General features: G+C 71.5%; 15 protein-coding genes. 11 read left to right on the forward strand and 4 right to left on the reverse strand.

The genetic code is table 11. The features are described from left to right. Positions 1 to 166: 166 nt before the first annotated feature. From EYA84_RS12105 to EYA84_RS12135, 7 genes are read left to right on the forward strand one after another with little or no spacing between them, the layout of a single operon-like run. Positions 167 to 442 (forward strand): EutN/CcmL family microcompartment protein, encoded by a 276-nt coding sequence (locus EYA84_RS12105; protein ID WP_131053137.1) that lies wholly within the window; start codon positions 167 to 169, stop codon positions 440 to 442. 18 nt (positions 443 to 460) lie between these two features. Further along, entirely contained in the window at positions 461 to 1,972 is a 1,512-nt protein-coding gene (locus EYA84_RS12110; protein WP_131053138.1) for a 2-hydroxymuconic semialdehyde dehydrogenase, read from the forward strand. After that, positions 1,969 to 2,763, forward strand: coding sequence for a 2-keto-4-pentenoate hydratase (locus EYA84_RS12115; protein WP_131053139.1), 795 nt, complete (start codon positions 1,969 to 1,971; stop codon positions 2,761 to 2,763). Before EYA84_RS12110 ends, EYA84_RS12115 begins: the two co-directional genes overlap by 4 nt. Continuing rightward, a complete protein-coding gene (locus EYA84_RS12120; RefSeq protein WP_131053140.1) occupies positions 2,760 to 3,692 on the forward strand; it encodes an acetaldehyde dehydrogenase (acetylating) in 933 nt (310 codons plus the stop codon). Before EYA84_RS12115 ends, EYA84_RS12120 begins: the two co-directional genes overlap by 4 nt. After that, positions 3,689 to 4,726, forward strand: coding sequence for a 4-hydroxy-2-oxovalerate aldolase (gene dmpG, locus EYA84_RS12125; RefSeq protein WP_131053141.1), 1,038 nt, complete (start codon positions 3,689 to 3,691; stop codon positions 4,724 to 4,726). The genes EYA84_RS12120 and dmpG overlap by 4 nt, the downstream gene beginning before the upstream one ends. Beyond that, a complete protein-coding gene (locus EYA84_RS12130; protein ID WP_131053142.1) occupies positions 4,723 to 5,454 on the forward strand; it encodes a 2-keto-4-pentenoate hydratase in 732 nt (243 codons plus the stop codon). Before dmpG ends, EYA84_RS12130 begins: the two co-directional genes overlap by 4 nt. Beyond that, on the forward strand, positions 5,451 to 5,888 hold the full coding sequence (locus EYA84_RS12135) for a RidA family protein (protein WP_236145723.1): 438 nt from the start codon (positions 5,451 to 5,453) through the stop codon (positions 5,886 to 5,888). The genes EYA84_RS12130 and EYA84_RS12135 overlap by 4 nt, the downstream gene beginning before the upstream one ends. A 72-nt stretch (positions 5,889 to 5,960) precedes the next feature. Here EYA84_RS12135 and EYA84_RS12140 read toward each other — a convergent pair whose 3' ends face one another. Beyond that, on the reverse strand, positions 5,961 to 6,851 hold the full coding sequence (locus tag EYA84_RS12140; RefSeq protein ID WP_131053143.1) for an NmrA/HSCARG family protein: 891 nt from the start codon (positions 6,849 to 6,851) through the stop codon (positions 5,961 to 5,963). Positions 6,852 to 6,938: 87 nt separating this feature from the next. On the opposite strand from EYA84_RS12140, the gene EYA84_RS12145 reads away from it, so the two are divergent. Further along, the gene (locus tag EYA84_RS12145; protein ID WP_131053144.1) at positions 6,939 to 7,475 is read left to right on the forward strand and encodes a TetR/AcrR family transcriptional regulator; all 537 of its coding nucleotides are present in this window, start codon (positions 6,939 to 6,941) and stop codon (positions 7,473 to 7,475) included. Between the two features lie 7 nt (positions 7,476 to 7,482). Here the strand turns inward: EYA84_RS12145 and EYA84_RS12150 are convergent, their stop codons facing one another. Together EYA84_RS12150 and EYA84_RS12155 are read right to left on the reverse strand one after the other, a co-directional pair. Then, positions 7,483 to 7,992 carry a sigma-70 family RNA polymerase sigma factor gene (locus EYA84_RS12150; RefSeq protein ID WP_131053145.1) on the reverse strand — a complete coding sequence of 170 codons (510 nt, stop codon included), beginning with the start codon at positions 7,990 to 7,992 and terminating at the stop codon, positions 7,483 to 7,485. 89 nt (positions 7,993 to 8,081) lie between these two features. Next, positions 8,082 to 10,829 carry an AAA family ATPase gene (locus tag EYA84_RS12155; protein ID WP_201272374.1) on the reverse strand — a complete coding sequence of 916 codons (2,748 nt, stop codon included), beginning with the start codon at positions 10,827 to 10,829 and terminating at the stop codon, positions 8,082 to 8,084. An 86-nt stretch (positions 10,830 to 10,915) separates the two neighbouring features. On the opposite strand from EYA84_RS12155, the gene EYA84_RS12160 reads away from it, so the two are divergent. Further along, entirely contained in the window at positions 10,916 to 13,780 is a 2,865-nt protein-coding gene (locus EYA84_RS12160; protein ID WP_131053147.1) for a BTAD domain-containing putative transcriptional regulator, read from the forward strand. Between the two features lie 93 nt (positions 13,781 to 13,873). On the opposite strand, the gene EYA84_RS12165 is transcribed toward EYA84_RS12160, so the two are convergent. Then, a complete protein-coding gene (locus EYA84_RS12165) occupies positions 13,874 to 14,212 on the reverse strand; it encodes a hypothetical protein (RefSeq protein WP_131053148.1) in 339 nt (112 codons plus the stop codon). A 423-nt stretch (positions 14,213 to 14,635) separates the two neighbouring features. Between EYA84_RS12165 and EYA84_RS12170 the strand changes: the two genes are divergently transcribed. Together EYA84_RS12170 and EYA84_RS12175 are read left to right on the forward strand one after the other, a co-directional pair. Next, positions 14,636 to 15,337 carry an alpha/beta fold hydrolase gene (locus EYA84_RS12170; RefSeq protein WP_131053149.1) on the forward strand — a complete coding sequence of 234 codons (702 nt, stop codon included), beginning with the start codon at positions 14,636 to 14,638 and terminating at the stop codon, positions 15,335 to 15,337. A 62-nt stretch (positions 15,338 to 15,399) separates the two neighbouring features. Further along, complete coding sequence (locus EYA84_RS12175; RefSeq protein WP_131053150.1) at positions 15,400 to 16,236, forward strand: alpha/beta fold hydrolase; 837 nt, start codon at positions 15,400 to 15,402, stop codon at positions 16,234 to 16,236. Positions 16,237 to 16,285 lie beyond the last annotated feature (49 nt).

A 16,285-nucleotide genomic window follows, 5' to 3' on the forward strand; every position in this document is an offset into this window, starting at 1 on the left:
CCGTGCGGCAGGCGGTCGCCGCCGGCGAGGCCGCCATCCGCGCCCACGGCGACCTGCGCAGCTCGCAGGTCTACCCCAAACCGCACCCGACCACGGCGGCGCTGCTCGACAACCCCGAGACGGCCCGGATCCGCGAGGTCATGGCCAGCCTGCGCGGGGAAGCCTGATGGTGCTCGGCGAGGTCGTCGGCAAGGTGTGGGCGGACCGCATCCTGCCCTCGCTCCAGGGCCGACGCCTCGTCCTGGTCCGGGTCCGGCCCGACGGCTCCGAGCTGGTCGCCGTCGACCCGCTCAACGTCGGCGTCGGCACCACCGTGCTGGTCGTCACCGACGAGGCAGCCGCCTCGGTGACCGGCGAGTCCACCGTCGACGCCGCCGTGGTCGCCCTGGTGGCCGATCCCGGCACCGCCGAAGCCCCCGACCCCGCGCCCACCACGTCCTGACCGAAAGGCACGCCTGTGATGACCGACGGGCTCTGGTCCCCGAGTCTGCTCGCCGGCCGACCGGCCGGCGAGCCGACCGTCCTGCCGAACTTCGTCGACGGCGTATTCGACACCTCCGGCACGCGCTTCGCCAAGGTCTCCCCGGTGACCGGCGAGACCATCCGCTACGTCGCCGAGGCCGACCGGTCCACGGTGGACGCCGCGGTGGCCGCCGCCCGCTCGGCGCTGCGGGGACCCTGGGGCCGGATGGGGGAGCGGGAGCGGGCCGCGATCCTCTACCGGGTCGCCGACGAGCTGGAACGCCGCTTCGACGACCTGGTGGCGGCGGAGGTCGGTGACACCGGCAAGTCCATCTCACAGGCCCGCACCCTCGACATCCCCCGTGGCGCGGCGAACTTCCGCGCGTTCGCCGAGATCGTGTCGACCACCCCGACGGAGTCCTTCACGACCCCGACCCCCACCGGCGGACGCGCCCTGAACTACGCCGTACGCAAACCGGTCGGTGTGGTCGCGGTCATCGTGCCCTGGAACCTGCCGCTGCTGCTGCTGACCTGGAAGGTGGCCCCGGCCCTCGCCTGCGGCAACACCGTGGTGGTCAAACCCTCCGAGGAGACGCCGTCGTCGGCGACACTGCTGGCCGAGGTGATGGCGGCGGCCGGAGTGCCCGACGGTGTCTTCAACGTCGTGCACGGCTTCGGACCCGACTCGGCGGGGGAGTTCCTGACCCAGCATCCGGACGTCGACGCGATCACCTTCACCGGCGAGTCGGCCACCGGCCAGACGATCATGCGGGCGGCGGCCGACGGCGTGAAGGCGGTCTCCTTCGAACTGGGCGGCAAGAACGCCGGCCTGGTCTTCGCCGACGCCGACCTCGACGCCGCGATCGAGGGCTCGGTGCGCTCCTCGTTCACCAACGGCGGCCAGGTGTGTCTCTGCACCGAACGACTGCTCGTGCAGCGACCGGTGTTCGACGAGTTCGTGAGCCGGCTCGCCGCCCGCGCCGACGAGCTGACCTTCGGCTGGCCCGCCGACGAGGCGACGGCGAACATGCCGCTGATCTCCCACGCCCACCAGGACAAGGTGCTCGGCTACTACGACCTAGCCCGGACCGAGGGCGCCACGGTGCTCGCCGGCGGTGACATACCGACCTTCGCCGACGCCCGCGACGGCGGCGCCTACGTCCGTCCCACCGTCCTGACCGGCCTGGGGCCCGACGCCCGCGTCAACCGGGAGGAGGTCTTCGGCCCGGTCTGCCACGTGGCGCCGTTCGACGACGAGGACGAGGCGTTCGACCTGGCCAACGACAGCGACTACGGCCTGGCCGCCACCGTCTGGACCCGCGACGTGGGCCGCGCCCACCGGGCCGGCACGCGCCTGGAGACCGGCATCGTCTGGGTCAACACGTGGTTCCTTCGGGACCTGCGCACCCCGTTCGGCGGGGCCAAGGCCTCCGGTGTCGGCCGTGAGGGCGGCACCCACTCCCTGAACTTCTACTCCGAACTGACAAACGTCTGTGTGGATCTGTCATGAGTGATGTCGCCCGGTCCGCCCGACTGCTGCGGACCGCCTACGAGACGCGTACCCCCGTCGCGCCGCTGCGCGGCGACCTGATCCCGGTCGGCGACGTCGACGCCGCATACCAGGTGCAGCAGGCACAGGTCGCCGAGTGGGAGGCGGCGGGTCGCCGCCGGGTCGGCGCGAAGATCGGCCTGACGTCCTCCGCCGTCCAGCAGGCCTTCGGCGTCTATCAGCCCGACTTCGGGGTGCTCTTCGCCGACATGGCGGTCCCGGACGGCACCGAGATCGACGTCGGTCGGCTGCTGCAACCCCGGGTGGAGGCCGAGGTCGCCTTCGTGCTCGGCGCCGACCTGACGTTCACGCAAGTGACACCCGCCGACGTGATCCGGGCCACCGACCACGTCCTGCCCGCGATCGAGATCGTCGACTCCCGGATCACCGGCTGGGACATCTCCATCGTGGACACCGTCGCCGACAACGCCTCCTCCGGACTCTTCGTGCTCGGCAACCAGCCCCGCACGCTGGCGGACGTCGACCTCCGACTGGCCGGGATGGTCCTCGAACACGCCGGTGAACCGGTCTCGGTCGGGGCGGGCGCCGCCTGTCTCGGCAATCCCGTGCACGCGGTGGCCTGGCTCGCGCAGACCCTCGCCGGCGCGGGCACTCCGCTGACCGCCGGGGACATCGTCCTGTCCGGCGCACTCGGACCGATGGTGCCGGTCACCGCCGGGGCGACGTACGAGGCGCGGATCTCCGGCCTGGGCTCGGTCCGGGCCTGCTTCAGCCCGGGGGAGACGGCATGACCGGGGTGGCCGTGATCGGGCCGGGAAACATCGGCACCGACCTGATGATCAAGGTTCTGCGCCTGTCGGAGTCGCTGCGGATGACGGCGATGGTCGGCGTCGACCCGGCCTCCGACGGCCTCGCCAGAGCCCGCCGGCTCGGCGTGGCCACCACCGCCGACGGGATCGACGGGCTGCTGACGATGCCGGAGTTCGCCGACGTCGGCGTCGTGTTCGACGCCACGTCGGCCGGATCGCACCGCCGCCACGCCGCACTGCTGCGCGAGCACGGCCGGCTGGTGGTGGACCTGACCCCGGCCGCCGTCGGCCCGTACGTAGTGCCGCCGGTCAACCTCGACGAGCACCTCGACGCGCCCAACGTGAACATGGTGACCTGCGGCGGGCAGGCGACCGTCCCCGTCGTCGCCGCCGTCGGCCAGGTGACACCCGTGCACTACGCGGAGATCGTCGCGTCGATCGCCTCCCGGTCGGCGGGCCCCGGCACCCGGGCCAACATCGACGAGTTCACCGAGACGACGGCGCGGGCGATCGAGGTCGTCGGCGGCGCCCGCCGTGGCAAGGCGATCATCGTGTTGAACCCGGCGGAACCACCGATGATGATGCGCGACACCGTCTACTGCCTCTGCCCCGACCAGGACGTCGACCAGGACGCCGTCACCGCGTCGATCGAGACCATGGTCGCCACCGTCGCCGGATACGTGCCCGGCTACCGGCTGAAACAACGCGTGCAGTTCGACCACGTCGACACGTACGTGCCCGCGCTGGGCACCCGGTTCACCGGCGTACAGGTGTCGGTGTTCCTGGAGGTGTCCGGTGCCGGGCACTACCTGCCCGCGTACGCCGGCAACCTCGACATCATGACCTCCGCCGCACTGCGCACGGCGGAACGGATGGTCGAATTCCGCACCGATCGGAAGGTGCCGGCATGACCCGGCTCTATCTGCAGGACGTGACACTGCGCGACGGCATGCACGCCGTCCGGCACCAGTTCACCGTCGACCAGGTCCGCACGATCGCCGCCGCCCTCGACGCGGCCGGGGTCGCGGCGATCGAGGTCGCCCACGGCGACGGCCTGGCCGGCTCCAGCGTCAACTACGGGCACGGCGCCGCATCCGACGCGGACTGGATCGCCGCGGCGGCCGAGGCGGTCACCACCGCGAGACTGACCACCCTCCTGCTGCCCGGCATCGGCACCATCGCCGACCTGAAGGCCGCCCGCGACCTGGGCGTGACCAGCGTACGGATCGCCACGCACTGCACCGAGGCGGACATCTCGGCGCAGCACATCGGATGGGCGCGCGACAACGGCATGGACGTGTCCGGGTTCCTGATGATGGCGCACATGAACGACCCGGTGGCGCTGGCGACCCAGGCGAAGCTGATGGAGTCCTACGGCGCGCACTGCGTCTACGTCACCGATTCCGGCGGCCGGCTGCTGACCCGCGACGTCGCCGAGCGCGTCGACGCGTACCGCCAGGTCCTCGATCCGGCCACGCAGATCGGCATCCACGCGCACCACAACCTCTCCCTCGGCGTGGCCAACAGCGTCGCCGCCGTGGAGCACGGCACCACCCGGATCGACGCCTCCCTGGCCGGGCACGGCGCCGGCGCCGGCAACGCCCCCCTGGAGGTGTTCGCCGCCGTCGCCGAACTCCACGGCTGGGACCACGGCTGCGACGTGTTCGCGCTGATGGACGCCGCCGACGACCTGGTCCGGCCGGTGCAGGACCGGCCGGTCCGCGTCGACCGGGAGACGCTGAGCCTCGGCTACGCCGGGGTCTACTCCAGCTTCCTGCGCCACGCCGAGCGGGCCTCGCAGCGCTACGGGATCGACGTCCGCTCGATCCTCGTCGAGTTGGGTCGCCGCCGCATGGTCGGCGGACAGGAAGACATGATCGTCGACGTCGCCCTCGACCTGGTCGCTGCCACCGACCGGACCACCGCGACCGGAGGAAGCCGATGAGCACCACCGACCACCTCGCCCGACGCCTCGACGACGCGGCGACCAGCCGTACCGCGATCCCGCAGATCGGCACCGACGCCGAGCTGGACGTACCCACCGCCTACCGGGTGCAGCAGGCCGTGGTCGCCCACCGCCTCTCGCGCGGCGAGCGTCCCGTCGGCCTGAAGCTCGGGCTGACCAGCCGGGCCAAGATGGCACAGATGGGCGTCGACGAGGTCATCTGGGGCCGGCTCACCGACGCCATGCGCATCCCCGACGGCGGCACGCTCCGGCTCTCCGCGCACCTCCACCCCAAGGTCGAGCCGGAGGTCGCCTTCCTCGTCCACGGCGGCGCGATCACGGCGGTCGCGCCGGCCCTCGAGGTCATCGACTCCCGGTACGTCGACTTCCGCTTCACCCTGCCCGAGGTCATCGCCGACAACACCTCGGCCAGCGGTTTCGTCCTCGGTGCCTGGCAGCCGGTGCCGGACGGGATCGACAACCTCGGTGTGCTGATGGAGGTCGACGGGCGACCCGTCCAGATCGGATCCACCGCCGCGATCCTCGGCGATCCCCGCCGGGCACTCGCCGAGGCGGTCCGGCTCGCCGCCGCCAGCGGCGTGGAACTGGCCGACGGTGCGGTCCTGCTCGCCGGCGCGGCCACCGCCGCCGTGCCGCTGCGGGCCGGATCACACGTCCGGGTCACCGTCGACACGCTCGGCACCGCGTCCCTGCGGGTCGCGTCGTGACCCCGCCCCGAGAGAACGGCGCACGACACGACGGTGTGGTGCCCGGCAAGGCCACGCCGCGCGGCCGGTTCCCGCATGTCAAGGTCGCCGGTGACCTGATCTTCGTCTCGGGTACGTCCAGCCGCCGGCCGGACAACACGATCGTCGGTGCCGCGGCGGACCCGATGGGCGTCACGGACCTCGACATCCGCGCGCAGACCCGCGCCGTCATCGACAACATCCGCGACATCCTGCACTCCGTCGGGGCCGACCTCGACGACCTCGTCCAGCTCACCACCTACCTGGTGAGCATGAACGACTTCGGCGGCTACAACGAGGTCTACGCCGAGTACTTCGACGAGACCGGCCCCACCCGCACCACCGTCGCCGTGCACCAGCTTCCCCACCCGTACCTGCTCATCGAGATCCAGGCGGTGGCCCGACGGCGGTCCTGACCTCGACCGGGTGGGCGACCTCGTCGGGCTTGCCGGGCCGGCCGTCCCGCAGCCGGCCCGGCACCCGAGCGGTCAGGCGAAGGTGCGACGGGCCCAGGTGCGGAAGTCGGTGGTGGGCAGGCCGAGTGCCTGGGCGATCTCCGGTCGGGCGGGGGTGCCGTTCTCGTTGATCTGCTCGACAGTCCTGATCATGAATGGTGGCAGGCCGCGCGTCACCGCCTCCTGCGGGGTGAGGACCGGCGCGGTGACGGTCCGGCCGGTCACCTCGCTGAGGATCGCGGCGACCTCGGTCATGGTGCGCATGTCGCCGGCGAGTTCCACCTCCTTGCCGTCGAGCGTGCCCGGTCCGGTGAAGGCGGTCGCTGCGGCGGCACCGATGTCGTCGACGGCGATCCAGGCGATGCGAGTGTCCTCGGCGAAGCCGGTGACGATGGTGCCGCTGGACCAGTCGCCGAACAGGAAGGACTTCTCCAGCAGGTTCTCCATGAAGGTCGCGGGCTTGAGGACGGTCCAGCGGGCGAATCCGCCGGTGCGGACCAGTTCGTCGATCTCCGCCTTGCTCTCCCAGTAGTGCCGGTCCCAGCGGCCCTCGGCCCAGCCCGGCTGGTTGCGGTGGAAGTCACCGGCACCGGCGACGCTGCTGTGGACGAACTGCGGCACCCCGGCCCTGCGTGCGGCCTCGACGAGGTGCCGCCCCCGGCGCAGTTCGGCATCGCCCTGCAGATCGGTGAGATCCGGGAAGGGGATGGAGAAGACGCCGTCCACTCCGCGTGCTGCGGCGAGGAGCGAGGCGGGGTCGTCCAGGTCGCCCCGGACCAGTTCGGCGCCGCGTTCGCGGAGGGCGAGTGCGGTGGCGGCGGTGGTGTCGCGGACCAGGGCGCGTACCGCGACGCCCCGGTCGAGCAGGGCCCGGGCGGTGGCGCCGCCCTGCTTGCCGGTGGCACCGATGACAAGGACGGCCATGTCTCCTCCTCGGAACAAGTGGGGTGGCACCCCACTTCATGTCGGCTACGATATGGGGGCACACCCCACTTATCCAAACGGCAGGCGATGAGAGCTGACGCACAACGCAACCGCGCGCTGATCGTCACGGCGGCCAGCGAGGCGGTCGCCCGGGACGGCGCGTACGCGTCGCTGGAGGAGATCGCCCGAGCCGCCGGCGTGGGCTCGGCGACCCTGCACCGGCACTTCCCGTCCCGCTGGGCGCTGCTGGAGGCGGTCTTCCACGACCGCGTCGAGGCGCTCTGTGCCCGCGCCGGCGACCTGTCGACCGGGCCGGACGCCCGCGAGGCACTGACGACCTGGCTGTGCGAGCTGGCGGTCTACAGCACGACCACCCGCGGCCTGGTCACCTCCCTGCTCAGGGCGCCACAGGAGAGCGAGTCCTGCTCCGCGATGCTCGTGGCGGCCGGCGAACCGCTGCGGCGTCGCGCCGCCGAGGAGGGGACCGTGCGCGCGGACGTCGAGATGATCGACCTGGTGACCCTCGTCAAGGCGATCGCACTGGCAGCGGAATCCACAAGCGCGACCGAGGCGGAGCGGTTGGTGCGACTCGCCCTGGAAGGAATCAGCCCCTCCCGGCGGTGAACGACCCTCAGGTGTTCATCAGCGAATCGCGCAGATGTCGTACCGCATAATGGGCGCGCGATTTGACCGTACCGGCGGGAATGCCGAGCGCGGCGGCGGCCTCGTCGACGGAATGGCCATGCACGTACAGTTCCACCAGGACGGACCGGTGGGTGGCGCCGAGTTCGCCGACGGCGCGTCGCAGCGTGAGTGACGCGATCGCCGTCTCCGCCGCGTTGACCGAGTGCGCGAGGTCCGCCTCGACGATGCCGACCTCGACGGGCCGTCTCTGCCGCCTGCGGTACGCGTCGATCGCGAGACGCCGCGCGACGGTGAACAGCCAGCGCCGTTGCGGCTCCGGGCCCGGCGGCATCTGGTCCAGACTGCGCCAGGCCCGGAGCATCGTCTCCTGCAGCAGGTCCTCGGCGGTGCAGAGGGACCCCGGTGGGGTCAGCCTCCGCAGGTAGTGCAGCAGCGCGCCACCGTTGTCGCGGTGCAGGTCCCGCATGAGATCCTCGGTGGCGGTGACTGTCGACATCGAATTCCCCGTCCAGTTCCAACGCGTCGGGGAAAGCGTACGAGGTGCCTCTTAATTTCTACTTTATTGCCACTCGGTTGACCATTCCACTATTTCGGAAACTGCGCTGAAAGGGCGTCACGCAGTCCGGCACGCGCCGACACGCCGAGCTTCGGGAAGATGCGATAGAGATGGGCGCCGACCGTGCGGTGGGAGATATAGAGGCGCTCGGCGATCTGCTTGTTGGTGAGGCCGCTGGCGGCCAGTCCCGCGATCTCCAGCTCCTGACTGGTCAGACCGCCGAGACCGGTGGCCGGTTCCTCGGCGACGACCGGTCGGTAGCCGGTGGCGCGCAGCTCGGCTGCGGTACGGGCCAGCCACGGCTCGGCGCCCATCGCGGCGAAACCGTCGCGGGCCGCGAGGAGATGAGGACGGGCTGCCGACGGATCCCGATGACGACGCAGCTTCTCGGCGTAGGCGAGCCGGATCCGCGACGCCTCGTACAGCCAGCGCTCCGAAGCCGGATCGTCCAGGGTCTGCGCGAGCCGGGCGGCGGCGTCGTCGCCGTCGCTCACGAGCGCGTCGACGCCGTGCTGCAGCAGCCGCATGCGGGTCGACAGGGCGGCCACGTCCGCCTCGCGCATGGCCTCGGCGTGCGCCCGGGCCTCGGCGGTACGCCCGGTCCGGACGGCGGCCTCCACCAGGTCGAACATCACATACGTGCAGTTCGGCACGTACGGGGCGAGGACACCGGGAGGACTGGAAGCGGCGGCGTGCCGGTACGCGGACTCGAAGTCGCCCTGTGCGGCGGCGGCCAGCGCACGCGGGTGATGGGCGATGGCAGCCGCTCCCGCCACCCCGCGCGGTAGCGCCCAGTGGGTGATCTCGTCGGCCAGCTCGAAAGCCTCGCCGGACCGGCCCCGACCGGCCGCGACGATCGCGCGGTTGTACAGGAAGTACCACTTCAGGAACCCCAGACCGCTGTCACCGCAGACCTGCTGCGCCTCGACGGCCAACTCCTCGGTCTCGTCCCACCGGCCGGTGAGGAACCCGTCCAGACAGAGGTGCATCATCGCGGCCAACTGCCGCCGTGGTGCCCCGCCTTCGCGTCCCTGCTGCACGAGTCGCCACGAGTACTCGCGGTTCTCGCCCAACCGGTCCAGATAGACCGAGGCGGTGCCGATCCGCATGGCCCGGGTCAGATCCTCCTCCTCGGGCAACGACGCGATCAGCGCCTCCAGGTCCGCCACCGCCGCGGCACCGGTGCGCACCGGATCGGGGAAGGTCCTGCTCATCACCGAGAGGAGGTCGCTCGGACCCGGCGTGAACATCCCGAGAAGTCGATGGAAGACGGCCCAGTGGTCGGGACTGCCGGCATACCAGGACAGCAACAGCAGCGTGTGCATGGCCTCGTCGAGCGCCGGATCGTCCGCGCGCCAGCCGTGCTCGCCCGTCTCGATCGCGCCGGCGAGCAGACGGTGTGCGGTGTGCACGTCGCCGTCACCATTGATCATCAGCAGGGCCGCAGCGCCGGCGGCGTGCAGCGCACCGGCCGAGCCGACGCTCATCTCCCGCGACCGGGCGAGCAGGGTGGTCGCATCGCCGGAACCGCCGGCCTCCGCACCGATGTACGCCGCCTGCGCCAGTCGCCGTGCGGTGCTCTGCGGAGTGGCGCTCAGTTCGGCCGCACGCATCAGGGCGGCGATGGCAGCCAGCGAGTCGCCCCGCTGCATGACGCGATGGGATGCCTGCTCCAGTTCTGCCGCCACCGCCTCGTCCGGACCGGCGGTGGCGGCGGCCAGATGCCAGCTCCGACGTTCCGGATCGTCCGGCAACGCCTCGGCGATGGCCAGGTGAGCCCGGCACCGCTCCTCGTGCGTGGAGGACGCCACGATCGCCGACTGGATGAGGGGATGCCGGAAGGTGATGCGCCCGGTCGCGTCGTCGACCCGTACCAACTGGTGTCGTTCGGCCGGTGCCAGATGGGTCAGGTCGGTCATGCCGCGCAGGGTGCGGACGTCGCCGCTGCCCTCGAACGTGGCGAGCAACAGCAGCAGCCGGCTGGGCTCGGGCAGACCGGCGATGCGGTTGGCGAAGCCGGCCTGAAGCCGGTCGCTGAGCGGTACGACGTCGGCGAAGGCCGAGGGATGCGCCGCTCCGGCGAGGGTGGCCGGTAACTCGACCAGGGCCAGCGGATTGCCCCGGGCGAGGTCGAGCAGGCGTCGCCGGGTGGGCGACGTCATGGTGGGGAAGTGCGAGTCCACCAGCCTGGCGGAGGCTTCGGTACTCAGCGGCTCGACAGTGACCTCGGTGAGGCCACGACGGTCGAGGAAGCTCTCGGTGCCGGTCCGGAAGGCGGCGATCACGCCGACCGGTGACCTCGCCACCCGCCGGGCGATGAAGCCGAGCGCGACGGCGCTGGACCGGTCGACCCACTGCACGTCGTCCACGATCAGCAGGACGGGCGCCTTCCTGGCGACGGTGGTGAGCAGAGACCGGGCGGCGTTGCAGACCAGCAGTGCCGCAGGCGTCGGGCCGGAGCCGAAACCGAGCGCGACGGTGAGCGCGTCGCGCAGTGCCGGGGGCAGCCGTCGAATCTCGGCGTACAGCGGTAGCAGTAGCTGGTTGAGCGAGGAGTAGCTGACGTCCGCCTCGAACTCCGAGCCGGACGCCCGCAACACCTGAAAGCCGGCGGCCTCGCCCAGGTCCGCCGCCGCGTCCAACAACGCCGACTTGCCGACACCGGGCTCGCCGCGCACCAACCGGACATCCCCGTCGCGCCGTACCGATTGCAGGAAGTGGCCGATGCACGCCAGCTCCACCTCGCGCCCGACCAACAGCTCATGCGATGACGTCACACCCGGAACGACGATCGCGGGCGGTCAGGGTTCAGTCGCCTTGCCGACGGACCTAAGCTGAGAGGCGTGATCATAGGCCGCCCGCGATGCTGATGGGTGCCGGAAATCCGGACGACGGTCCACCCGTACGCTTCGCCGTGCTGGGCCCGGTGCAGGTGTGGCGCGGCGAACGCGAGGTCGACCCGGGATCACGCCAGCAGCGTCTGATCCTCGCGCTGCTCCTGGCCCGCGCCGGCCGGCCGGTCGGCATCACGGACTTCGTCACGCTGTTGTGGGACGAACGCCCACCCCGTAGCGCGGTGAACATCGTCCACCTCCACCTGGGCTCCCTGCGGCGGCTGTTCGAACCCGACCTGCGCCCTCGGACACCCGGACGGTGGCTGGCGAGCGACGCGGCCGGCTACCGCATGATGGTCGACGCGCACGGGCTGGACCTGCTGCGCTTCCGCGACCTGGTGCGTCGGGCGCGGGAAACCGACGACCCCGCTCAGGCGCTGACGACCTACGTACAGGCACTGGAACTCTCGCGCGGGCCGTGCGGCGGCGCTCCGGACCTGCTCAGTCGTCCGGTCGCCGACTTCGAGTCGGTGGACGACGAGTACGCCGACCTGGTGGGTGAGGCCACCGACCTGGCACTGCGTGCGGGAACGGCCCGGCTGGTGCTACCGATGCTGCGGCGCGTCGCCGCGCAGCGTCCGCTGGACGAAGCCGTCCAGGCCAGGTTGCTGCTTACCCTGTCCGCAGCCGGGCAGCAGGCCGAAGCGATCGCCCTGTACCAGGAACTCCGGAGCCGGCTCTCCGACGATCTCGGGATCCATCCGGGCCGCGAACTCCAGGAGGCGTACCGGACGGTCCTGCGGCACGGCGCCCCCGAGATGGCGCCGGGTCGGCGGCCCGACGAGAGCCCGTCAGCGGGCGGCTTCCTCGTCAGTCCGGCCCAGCTACCGCCGGACCTTCCCCACTTCACCGGACGCCAGGACAGCCTGCGCCGGGCGCTCGCGCTCATCCACGGCCGCACCGCCGCCGGGGCACTGCGCATCGTCGTCATCGAGGGCATCCCCGGCGTCGGCAAGACCAGCCTGGCGACCCACCTCGGGTACCGGTTGGCCGACGAGTTCCCGGACGGTCAGCTCTACGCCGACCTCAGGGGCCTGGACCCGGACGCCGCGTTGCCCCCGGGAGAGGTGCTCCAGGCATTCCTGCACGCGCTCGGCGTCCGTGGCCCGGACATCCCGACCAGCGACCTGGCCCGGTCCGGGCTCTACCGCAGTGTCCTGGCGGAGCGTCGGGTGCTGATCGTGCTGGACAACGTCCGCGACGCCGACCAGGTCCGGCCTCTGCTCCCCGGTGCTCCGGGAAGCCTCGTCCTGGTCACCAGCCGCTACTGCCTGGCCGGTCTCGCCGCGACACACGGGGCGCACGTGCTCGCGCTCGACGTCCTGCCGGACGACGAGGCGCGTGAGCTCGTGGTCTCGCGGGTCGGGTCCACGCATGCCCTGGCGGACCGGAAGGCGTTGGACGAGATCGTCGACCGGTGCGCGGGGCTTCCACTGGCACTGGCCGTGGTGGCCGCCCGGGCTCTGGCCCATCCCGAACAGCGGCTGTCGGCCGTCGCGGCCGAACTGCGCGACGCCCAGGGCGGCCTCGACGCGTTCGGCATCGAGGATTCCGACAGCGACCTACGGGCCATCTTCTCCTGGTCCTACCGTGGCCTCAGCCCGTCCGCCGCACGCCTGTTCCGTCTGCTGGCCCTGCATCCGGGCCCGGACGTCACCCTGCCCGCCGCGGCGAGCCTCGCCGGCCTGGCCGTGCAGGATGCCGGCGACGTGGTCGAGGAACTGGCGCGGAGCAGACTCGTCACGGAACGCCGGTCCGGCCGGTACGGCGCCCACGATCTGATCGCCGCGTACGCGCGGGAACTGCTGGCCGGCGCCGGCTCCGACGCGGAGCGTGACGCGGCGGCGGATCGGCTGCTCCGCTACTACCGGCGTGCCGCCCACGCGGCCAACCGCCACATCAATCCCGAGATCGATGCCGAATCGCCCGCCGCGTACGACGGGGTCGTCGACGAGAACCCGACGGACGCCCGGGAGGCCGTCGAATGGTTCGCCGCCGAACGGGACGTGCTGAAAGCCGTCATGCGCCAGGCCAACGACAGCGGTCGGGTGTACGACGCCTGGCAGTTGGAGCTCACGGTGCAGGGCTTCTACCAGCGCGACGGGTGGTGGCAGGAGTGGGCGACCGTGGTGCGCGAATGCCTGGACGCGGCGGAAGGCGCCGGCGACTCGGCAGGTACGGCGAACATGCTGCGCAGCCTGGCCGGCGCCCGCTTCTACCTCGGCGACAGCGCCGCAGCCCTGACCCTGCTCGACCGTGCTCTGGCGATCTTCGTCGAGCTGGGTGACGCGTCCCGGGAGTCGCTGACACTGCGCAACCTCGGCGAGGTCAGTTTCGCGGTCGGTGACCACGATCGGTCCGTCACCTGTCTCCACCAGGCACTGCGTATCGCCGAATCGCTCGGCGAGCAGGTGGCCCAGGTGGACGTGTTGTCCCGTCTCGCCGACACGCAGTACGAACTCGGCGACCGCGCGGAGAGTTTCCAGACCATCGGCCGCGCCCTGGCCATGAGCGAGCAACTCGACCACGGTGTCCGCCGCGGCCAGTGCCACCTCCGGCGCGCGAACCTCTATCTGCGCGAGCGGCGGTACGCCGAGTCCCTGGCGGACTTCGCCGCAGCCGACGAACTGGCCGTGGCCGTCGGCGGCCGGGTGCTCAGGGTCCGGGCGAATCTGGGTCTGGGGGACATCGCCTATGCGATGGATGATCGGCCCGCCGCCCGGACGGCATGGCTGGTGGCGTTGAGCCTGGCCAACGACACGGACCGGGATCAGGAGGCCGCGATCCGGCGCCGCCTGGCGAAGCTGCGCGACGACGCGCCGCCGGACGTGTAAGGAGGGGTCCCCTGCTATACACGAGGCGTTAGCAGGGGACCCCTCCTTACACAACTCCAGCAGCGCTGCGGCGGGCAGCGCCTCAGCGAGCGGTCAGAACGAGTACGCCCGGAAGGACTGGTACTTGCCGGCGGTGAAGGTCCGGAACGTGCCGAGGTTCCACTGGAGGCCGGTGCAGTTGGGCCCGCTGAAGGCGCTGACCTGTTCGACGATGCGTTCCCCGGTGAGCGACGCCGCGGTCGGCGGCATGGCCAGGCAGGTGCCGTCGGGCTCGGCGACGTGCAGCAGCAGCGTGGCGAAGGTGCCCTCGAAGATGCTCAGCCCCGAGGGGGGTACCTCGACGGCGGCCTGCGCGGGCTGAGCGTGCAGAGCGACCGTGGCGGCGATGCCGGCCACGGTCAGGCCCGCGACAGTACGAATTCTCCGGCCCATGGTGGTGCCTCCCTGGATCGATGTCCGTGCGGTGTGGTGTGAGCGCGCCAGGTCAGCCTTTCGCGGGCTCATGGAGATCGGCAACGGTGTGGGTCGATGACTATGTAGACAGAAAATGACGACCCGTGGCGTGAACTTCGTTCGGCGGCATACGTAGCCCGGCGGCGGAGGGTGCCGGGGCATCGGTCGAATGACCTAACCGAGTCGTCCGCAGCCGTCGACCGCCCGACGAGGCGCGCCGGCCGACAGCGACCAGCAGGAGCGGACGATTCCGGCGAAAGGACTCGGCTTCCGGTCGTCCTCCGCGCCGCACCGTTGCTCACGGCAGGCGGATGACTGATTCGGTGAGCGGCCCGGGAGACGACCGTGGACCCATCGACGGCGCCGTTCGTGCCGTCACCGCCCACGTCGAGGAGACAGCCCATGAAGCCCACCATCGTCCTGGTCCACGGCGCCTTCGCCGAGTCCGGCAGTTGGAAGGCAGTGATCAGTCGGCTGCAGGCCGCGGGTCACCGCACCATCGCGGCCGGGAACCCGTTGCGGAGCCTCTCCGGGGACGCCGCCGTGGTGGCCGACCTGCTGGCCACGATCGAGGGTCCGATCGTGCTGGTCGGCCACTCCTACGGGGGTGCGGTCGTCTCCAACGCCGCGACCGGCAACGACAACGTCAAGGCCCTCGTGTACGTGGCCGCCCTGGCTCCGGAGAAGGGCGAGAACGTGCCGGACCTGACCGGCAAGTTCCCGGGCGCCACCCTCGGCGAACACCTCCACGAGGTGCCGCTGCGCGACGGCACCGCCGACGTCTATGTCCGTCCGGAGAGTTACCACGAGCACTTCGCTGCGGACCTCACGCCGGAGCAGGCGGCCCTGGACGCCGCCACCCAGCGGCCGTTCCACACCACCGCCCTCAACGAGGGCTCCGGCGAGCCGGCCTGGAAGACGATCCCGTCCTGGTTCATCTCCCCGGAGCGGGACCTCGCCATCCCGATCGCGGTGTTCCGCTTCATGGCCGAACGCGCCAACGCGCGGGAGGCCGTGGAGGTCGCCGGTGCCTCGCACGCGCTTCCGGTGTCGCAGCCGCAGGCGGTGGCCGACGTCATCCTCCGCGCCGCCGCTTCCGTCTGACCACTCCGTCCGTACCCGAGACCCGGCCCGCTCGGGCCGCTCCCGATCGAGAGGATCCACCCATGAAGATCAACCTTCCGTTCCTGTCCAGGCGCATCGCTCCGTGGACGGCCGTCGCCGCCGGTGTGGCGGTGGCCGCGCTGGTCGCCGGCTCCGCGCAGGCGGTGGCGGGGCACCGGCCCTGGGCCAAGCCCACGGTGGTGCTGGTCCACGGCGCGTTCGCCGACTCGTCGAGTTGGAACGGCGTCATCACGCACCTGAAACGGGACGGCTATCCGGTGGTCGCCGCCCCGAATCCGCTGCGCGGCCTGCACGCCGACGCCGAACACCTGCGCAGCGTGCTGGAGAGCGTGCGGGGCCCGATCGTGCTGGCCGGTCACTCCTACGGCGGATCGGTGATGAGCGAGGCCGCCGACGGCGACACCGACGTCAAGGCACTGGTCTACATCGCGAGCTTCGCCCCGGAGCAGGGGGAGAGCACCTCGGCTCTGGCCGCGAAGTTCCCGGGCGGACAACTGGGCCCGGCCCTGGACTCCGTGCCGGTGTCGATCCCCGGTGCCGGTACGGGCACCGACCTCTACATCAAGCAGGACCAGTTCCGGCGGGTGTTCGCGGCCGACGTCCCACGGAAGGTCACCGACCTGATGGCCGTCACCCAGCGACCGATCACCAGTGCCGCGCTCGACGACACCGCCACCCGGACGGCGTGGAAGTCCATCCGGTCCTGGTTCATGGTGACCACGCAGGACCTGGCCATCCCCGCCGACTCGATGCGGTTCATGGCCAGGCGTGCCGGGTCGCACACCGTCGAGATCACGGCCTCGCACGCGGTCACGGTCTCGCAGCCGAAGCCGGTGGCCGACCTGATCGACACGGCGGCCCGCGCCACCACGCGCTGACCGGCCCACGCTGTTCGCGATACCCGTGCAGTCCGGCGGCGCGCTGGGG

It is taken from the genome of Verrucosispora sp. SN26_14.1 (assembly GCF_004307965.1).
Lineage (GTDB): Bacteria > Actinomycetota > Actinomycetes > Mycobacteriales > Micromonosporaceae > Micromonospora.